Here is a 2,144-nt window from a genome sequence, read left to right on the forward strand (position 1 = left end):
ATTGAACTTTGGCTAATTTCTTAATTACTTCAAAAGAACTGTGTGGTTCTTTTCTTTTTAAATCGCACAACTGTTTAGTTTTCAAAGACCAACTTATTCCGCCGCCGTTTTAAGCGACTTATAATAGTTTATCACAACACCCAGAATAATGTCAAATGGTAATTAATGGGGTGAGTGATGGGACTTGAACCCACGAATGCCGGAGTCACAATCCGGTGCGTTAACCAACTTCGCCACACCCACCATGTAGTTTAGTGGCGCGCCTGAGAGGATTCGAACCTCTGACCTACGGATTAGAAGTCCGTTGCTCTATCCAGCTGAGCTACAGGCGCAGTTTTAAACAAAAAAAATGGAGCGGGTGATGGGAATCGAACCCACGTGACTAGCTTGGAAGGCTAGGGCTCTACCATTGAGCTACACCCGCTGGCGGAGAAGGAGGGATTTGAACCCTCGCGGGGCGTAATTACCCCCTACAGTCTTAGCAGGACCGCCTCTTCAGCCACTTGAGTACTTCTCCTTGTTGGCAGGGGAGACAGGAATCGAACCCGCAACCAATGGATTTGGAGTCCACTACTCTGCCAATTGAGCTACTCCCCTGCGATACTTTATGGCGTGCCTGGAGAGATTCGAACTCCCGACCTTCTGATTCGTAGTCAGACACTCTATCCGGCTGAGCTACAGGCACAATTTTTAAAAGCAAATCTAAGTTTACACGAAAAAAGCAGAAACGTCAACCCCCTTTTTTTATTTTTTTTATAAAATCTATGTTTTTACTTTAAATTATGAGTTTTTCTATTAAAACTATCCAATCTATAAGCTCGTTTACATCTGCTACAGTACAGATTAGTACCTTCTTTTCTTAATTTACTATTACATTGATTACAATACACAGCCTCACCCCTTTATTAAGTAGTTTGTTATAATGTCATTTTATTTTTTGCAAAGTATCGTATAAATATTACATTACTGGTAAAAATAACTTTAGAGTAAAAATAAGAGGTGATTTCCATGCGAAGAGATGATATTTATAAGAAGTATTCTATACAGTTAGACCTAGCTGTTGAAGCAGAAGAAGCTGTACGAGGTGAGACAGGACAAGAAATATCAGGCGTTACACAGGAAGTAATAACTCACGACAAAGCAAAGATAAATCGAATTGAGGTTACTGACAAACACGCTGAAAAATTAATGAACAAACCCATGGGTAATTACATAACCATAGATGCTCCAGAAATCAAAACAAATAATAAACAAGTGCACGATGAGATATCAAGCCTATTAGCGTTAGAACTAGAGCGGCTTATAAAGATTGATGAAAGTCAAACAGTTTTAATTGTAGGCTTAGGTAACTGGCACGCAACACCCGATGCTTTAGGCCCCAAAGTGGTTAGTCATGTCTTGGTTACTAGGCATTTAGGTGATCATGCCCCAGCGGAATTAACCCAAGGTCTTCGCCCAGTTTGTGCTCTATCACCTGGTGTTTTGGGGATTACAGGAATTGAGACCGCTGAAATAATAAAAGGTGTTGTAGATAAAGTCAATCCTTCCCTTGTTATCGCAATTGATGCACTAGCATCTAGAAGCGTTAAAAGGATTGGAACTACTATACAAATAGCCGATACAGGAATTAATCCTGGTAGTGGCATAGGTAATAAGCGAATAGGAATTAACAAGGATAGTATCGGAGTTCCAGTTATTGCTGTAGGTATTCCCACCGTTGTAAATGCAGCAATTATAGCTCATGATACAGTTGAAGCTTTAATAACAGAGTTAGCACCAACAATACCTGATATTGAAGATAATGTAACCAGTGAAAAAATAGCTAAATCAATTGATTATGTTTTGAGTAATTTCGCGAAACAACTTATGGTAACACCTAAAGAAATAGATGAATTAACTGAAAATAGTAGCAAAATTATTGCATCAAGTTTGACACAAGCATTGCAACCAGAAATCTCATCTGATGCTAACTATTTATATTTACAATAAAGTAAACATAGCTTTTGCCAAGCTTTCTAAATCCGAAAATAAGTTATACTTTCTTAATGGTAATCGAGTAGGAGGTAGATAATTATTTTATCTACCGTCCTCTCACACCACCAAGCATACCGTTCGGTACTTGGCGGTTCATTAAGTTAATTGCA

General features: G+C 38.9%; 1 protein-coding gene and 6 tRNA genes. 1 reads left to right on the top strand and 6 read right to left on the bottom strand.

Features of this window, described 5'->3' with window-relative positions:
* Positions 1 to 166: 166 nt before the first annotated feature.
* The 6 genes from GGQ84_RS15385 to GGQ84_RS15410 form a co-directional block, all read right to left on the bottom strand.
* Positions 167 to 243, bottom strand: a tRNA-His gene (locus GGQ84_RS15385).
* A 12-nt stretch (positions 244 to 255) separates the two neighbouring features.
* Positions 256 to 332, bottom strand: a tRNA-Arg gene (locus tag GGQ84_RS15390).
* Positions 333 to 350: 18 nt separating this feature from the next.
* Positions 351 to 424 (bottom strand) — tRNA-Gly (locus GGQ84_RS15395).
* Positions 425 to 517, bottom strand: a tRNA-Ser gene (locus GGQ84_RS15400).
* A gap of 4 nt (positions 518 to 521) precedes the next feature.
* Positions 522 to 597, bottom strand: a tRNA-Trp gene (locus tag GGQ84_RS15405).
* Positions 598 to 608: 11 nt separating this feature from the next.
* Positions 609 to 685, bottom strand: a tRNA-Arg gene (locus GGQ84_RS15410).
* A gap of 323 nt (positions 686 to 1,008) precedes the next feature.
* On the opposite strand from GGQ84_RS15410, the gene gpr reads away from it, so the two are divergent.
* On the top strand, positions 1,009 to 1,989 hold the full coding sequence (gpr, locus tag GGQ84_RS15415; RefSeq protein ID WP_429163703.1) for a GPR endopeptidase: 981 nt from the start codon (positions 1,009 to 1,011) through the stop codon (positions 1,987 to 1,989).
* Positions 1,990 to 2,144 lie beyond the last annotated feature (155 nt).

It is taken from the genome of Desulfitispora alkaliphila (assembly GCF_050433185.1).
Taxonomy (GTDB): domain Bacteria; phylum Bacillota; class Desulfitisporia; order Desulfitisporales; family Desulfitisporaceae; genus Desulfitispora; species Desulfitispora alkaliphila.